General features: G+C 57.1%; 6 protein-coding genes. 4 read left to right on the top strand and 2 right to left on the bottom strand.

The annotated features are described in order from the left end of the window. The 4 genes from WBM93_RS05860 to WBM93_RS05845 form a co-directional block, all read left to right on the top strand. A partial coding sequence (locus WBM93_RS05860; protein ID WP_424429443.1) for a sigma-70 family RNA polymerase sigma factor occupies positions 1–412 on the top strand: 412 nt, incomplete at its 5' end. Further along, a complete protein-coding gene (locus WBM93_RS05855; RefSeq protein WP_424429440.1) occupies positions 409–1437 on the top strand; it encodes a hypothetical protein in 1029 nt (342 codons plus the stop codon). The genes WBM93_RS05860 and WBM93_RS05855, both read left to right, overlap by 4 nt. A gap of 106 nt (positions 1438–1543) precedes the next feature. Next, positions 1544–2116 carry a hypothetical protein gene (locus WBM93_RS05850; protein ID WP_424429439.1) on the top strand — a complete coding sequence of 191 codons (573 nt, stop codon included), beginning with the start codon at positions 1544–1546 and terminating at the stop codon, positions 2114–2116. A gap of 81 nt (positions 2117–2197) precedes the next feature. Beyond that, entirely contained in the window at positions 2198–2536 is a 339-nt protein-coding gene (locus tag WBM93_RS05845; protein ID WP_424429436.1) for a hypothetical protein, read from the top strand. A 243-nt stretch (positions 2537–2779) separates the two neighbouring features. Here WBM93_RS05845 and WBM93_RS05840 read toward each other — a convergent pair whose 3' ends face one another. Beyond that, positions 2780–3187 carry a DUF3035 domain-containing protein gene (locus tag WBM93_RS05840; protein WP_424429433.1) on the bottom strand — a complete coding sequence of 136 codons (408 nt, stop codon included), beginning with the start codon at positions 3185–3187 and terminating at the stop codon, positions 2780–2782. A gap of 55 nt (positions 3188–3242) precedes the next feature. Beyond that, positions 3243–3770: a signal peptidase II gene (gene lspA, locus WBM93_RS05835; RefSeq protein ID WP_424429430.1), complete on the bottom strand. Its 528-nt coding sequence runs from the start codon at positions 3768–3770 to the stop codon at positions 3243–3245. Positions 3771–3884: the final 114 nt, after the last annotated feature.

Raw genomic sequence — 3884 nt, 5'->3', positions numbered from 1 at the left:
GCTGAGACTATGGCGATATGCCGACCGCTGGGTAGAAGGCGGACCCGGTATCGCAGCCTGGTTAAGCCGCGTTGCGATGAATCTTTGTCTCGATCGGTTACGCAAGACACGCCGCAATAGCGACGAAGATGTTCCTGAGCTTGCCGATGGAGCGCCATTGGCGGATGCATCAATAGAGAGCGATGAAGTGAAACAGGCTGTTATCGATTGTATCCAGTCCCTGCCAGGCCGGCAGCGTGCTTCGATCATCCTCACCTATTACGAGCAGCTGTCTAACGGCCGCGCGGCCGATAGTCTGAAAATGAACATCAAGGCTTTTGAATCGATGCTCTACCGCGCGCGACGTGCACTTAAAGGCTGTGTCGAAGGCAAGAATGTAGTTTCCGCAGATGTGGAAAGGATCCACCCATGAGTGCGACTTTCTCTACCGCGATGCAAGCGGCGCTGGACCGTTATGATGTCCCAGCTTTGCCGGATGGTTTTGCGGACCGGTTGAAGGCACGGGCAACCGCGGAAGCTATGGTAGAGCGCAAAGCAGCGCCGCGGCAAAGGACAAGCAGCCCGTGGCGGCGCGCGGGCCGGATCATCGGTTCGATAGGTGCAGTCGGATTCCTGTCCGCAACCGCCGCCGCAATGGGCGCATTTGGCGATCCCTTGGAGGTTCCGATCATCTCCGAAGTCGCGCGGGAGTTTAACCTGGTGGAAGAAAGCACCGCAGTACGCCCCGCGATTGTTGCTACATCTAAAGCAGTGACCAGCCCGCCGAACGCAATTATCAAGGAACCTTCAATGGTTGAGGCTGATGACAAGGCTCGACAGACATTGAACGGAATTGTCGAACATCCTCGCTTCGATGGGCTTGCGCCCCGTCAAAAGCGGGTAATATTACGGCGAGCGTCACAAAGGCTGGTGCGCTCTGGAGAAGCCAGCCGCGAAAATGTTAAATCCGCACTGCTCGATATCCGCAAAGAACGATCAGCCGTAAATCAGGCCAGCAGGCCGCAAAGTAATGCGATCGACAATATTTTGAAGCGACGCATCCAGAACGCGACGCCTGAACAACGGGAAATTCTGCAAGATCGTATCAAAGCCTTGCCTGCCAACCGGCAGCAGGTCGTCGTTGAACGACTGGGACTTGGCGATGCTGCCGCCGGTGCCGGACCAGCTGTAGAACCATTCGGCACAGATTCAATTCCGGCAATCGAGGCCGAGAGTCCTCCCAGTCCACCGGCAAACATCGGAACACCGTCAGATTCCCTTCCGGTGACCAGCGCCGTTCGAGAGCAACGGCTCGATCAACTCAAAGCGCGCTTGGGAGAGATAACGCCAGAGCAGCGTGCCGCCAGGCGCGAGCAATTGCAGCAACGCCCGAAGCAAAATATCCGCAGCCGGCAACTGCGCGACAAGCGTGCCAAGTTGCGGCGCCGCAGAAACTGAACTTTCTGGCTTCTCAAGAAAATTTCGAAGGCTTTTCCTTTCTCCCACGTTGAATGGTCAGGAGCAGAAAATCTGTTCCCTGCGTAAAACGCAACGGAGAAGTAAAATGAAAAACTTTGTAATTCTTTCGCTCACCGCGATGCTGGTTGCGTCGCCAGCTTTGGCAGAGCGCAGCAAAACCGTGACTGTAGACAACGAGAAGGTCAGCGGCACCAAAACGGTGACCCGCGACGGTCAAGGCAATGTTGCCATGGCCGGAGAGCTGACGCGCAAGCAGGATGGCGCAACCGCGACCCGTGACTATAATCGCACACGCACCGAAGACGGTTGGACGGCCAGCGGGCAGCAAACCGATTTCAAAGACCGTTCCAGCGGCTTTGACTATCAGCGTAGCCGCACGGAAACCGGCTTCGAGGCGTCGGGTACCGGCTATAATCGCCGCGGCGACGAATTTGATTACTCAGCTTATGGCATCCGCGGAGAAGATAGCCGCGAACGCGGCCGCAATGTGACCCGCAACGGAACCGTCGTCTACGACCGGCTCGACACCGCTACCCGCAATGAAGCAGGCCAGATCGTCCGCAACAGCACGGTCACGCGCGACCCGGGCTTCCGGCCCAAAAAGAATTTCCGGCCGCTCAAGCCAGGCCGGAACCTGAAAAACCGTCGCGGCAAATAAATTGCCGCCAGATGCGAATGGCTGCGAGAATCATTCTCTGAAAGCCATTGCTTCTTTCGATAAAAATGAAGGAGAAAACAGATGAAATCCTCTCTTGTCTTGATCAGTGCGACAATGGCGTTTTCGGCGCCGCTGGCTGCAGCCGACTCACCGGCAGCGCCGCAGCTTCCCAACGCCCATGAAGCACAGAACGCGCGATCACCTCAGGCTGTCGCGAGGACAGACGTTGCCCCCGCACGGGCCGAGCCGATCGCCAGACCGGACCGGCAGCCCCCGGAACCGGATTGGCGACGGATCAATCACAAAATCAACAAACGCGCGAAAAACGCGGTTGAAAATGGTGCAAACCCGCTGCGGGTCCGGAAAAAGGTGCAGGCTTACAAGCGGAAACTACATCGACGCTGGAAAGCGTCGCAATAAGGCGACCCCGGACCGAAGCCGTTCAGCCCCCGAATTCGGCTTCTGTATGACCCTCCCTGATGGGGTCCTAGAGAGCCTGGAGCAATCCAGGCTCTCGTTCCGCATTGATTCTCGCAATCGGAAACGCGGAATATTTCTGATCTATCCGGGAAATATGCGTGTCGCAGGCCGGCGATTTCGAGACCGTCGGAGGGCGACAATCACCCTTGTTCTGGTCAGAAAATAACTCTTGACCGGAAAAACCTATTCCGGCGTAGCGGCCTGTGCATTCTGTCCGTCACCTTCCGGTGCGGCGATAATGTCGCGGGTCACGCTGCCTTTGTCGACGGTAAAGGTTTCCGGATCACCGACCGAGGAACGAATCCCCGCGTCCGAGCTTCCGGCCTGACCGACGATCGCCGATTCGGTGACGCTGCGCGCTTGCGGGCCGCCGAACAAAGCTTCCAGAGTCTGTTGCTGCAAACCGCCAGTCTGCGGGCGAGGCTGACCCGGCTGTGGCGGGGTCAGCGTGAAATCGGGCGGGATCACCAGCGGTGGCTGACGCGAAACCGCGAATTCATCGGGCCGGTCGCGGTCAAACAGCCCACTGGAGCCGCAGGCGGTCAAGCTGGCCAGCGAAACAAGGCTGATGGCGACGGTGGATTTACGCATGTTATTGTCCCTCAAAAATCTCTTACGGAGCCTGATAGCGGGCTCCTGACACAGGTCAACTTTCGTCAAGCTGAACATCGTCTTTTGTCTCGTCCTTCTTTTCGCGGATTAACAGCGCGCGCGCAAGCAGGATAACGACGCCGATGGTGATACAGGCATCGGCGAGGTTAAAAATCAGGAATGGCCGGAATTCACCAACGTGCAGATCGGCAAAGTCGGCGACAAAGCCCAGCCGTGCGCGATCGACGATATTGCCCATCGCTCCGCCAAGCACCATGCCGAGCGCGATGATATCCCACTTGGCCTTTTCCTTGTTCATCCAGACCCATACCGCAATGCCGATCAATCCGGTCAGCGTGACCAAAGCCCAGCGCTGGAAGTCTGTCGAGGCGGTGAGAAACCCCATCGAAACACCGTAATTTTCTGCCCAGGTCAGGTTGAAGAACGGGATCAGCTCGATCTGGCCCTTGGCTGGCAGCTGGAGCAGTTCCATCACCACGAACTTGCTCGCCTGGTCGAGAAAGAAGATCAGAAAGGCGATAATCAGGCCGGTGCGGCGGTATTTCTTGATTTGGTCGGTCATGATACTGCCTTGGTGATTAAATCGTCAGCATGCCCAAAAAACCCGTCACCCTGAACTTGTTTCAGGGTCCATAGCGCGTCAAATGCAGCCTGATTTGTTTGGAAGGATGGATGC

The organism is Parasphingorhabdus sp. (genome assembly GCF_049667325.1).
Taxonomy (GTDB): Bacteria; Pseudomonadota; Alphaproteobacteria; order Sphingomonadales; family Sphingomonadaceae; genus Parasphingorhabdus.
The sequence above is the reverse complement of the archived record's forward strand: the minus strand, read 5'-3'. Positions and strand labels throughout refer to the sequence as shown.

What these genes read in the sequence shown, in the direction of transcription:
- WBM93_RS05845 (WP_424429436.1), top strand. Translation starts at nt 2,198, where the DNA reads ATGAAATCCTCTCTTGTCTTGATCAGTGCGACAATGGCGTTTTCGGCG.
- WBM93_RS05840 (WP_424429433.1), bottom strand. Translation starts at nt 3,187, where the DNA reads ATGCGTAAATCCACCGTCGCCATCAGCCTTGTTTCGCTGGCCAGCTTG.
- lspA (WP_424429430.1), bottom strand. Translation starts at nt 3,770, where the DNA reads ATGACCGACCAAATCAAGAAATACCGCCGCACCGGCCTGATTATCGCC.
- WBM93_RS05850 (WP_424429439.1), top strand. Translation starts at nt 1,544, where the DNA reads ATGAAAAACTTTGTAATTCTTTCGCTCACCGCGATGCTGGTTGCGTCG.
- WBM93_RS05855 (WP_424429440.1), top strand. Translation starts at nt 409, where the DNA reads ATGAGTGCGACTTTCTCTACCGCGATGCAAGCGGCGCTGGACCGTTAT.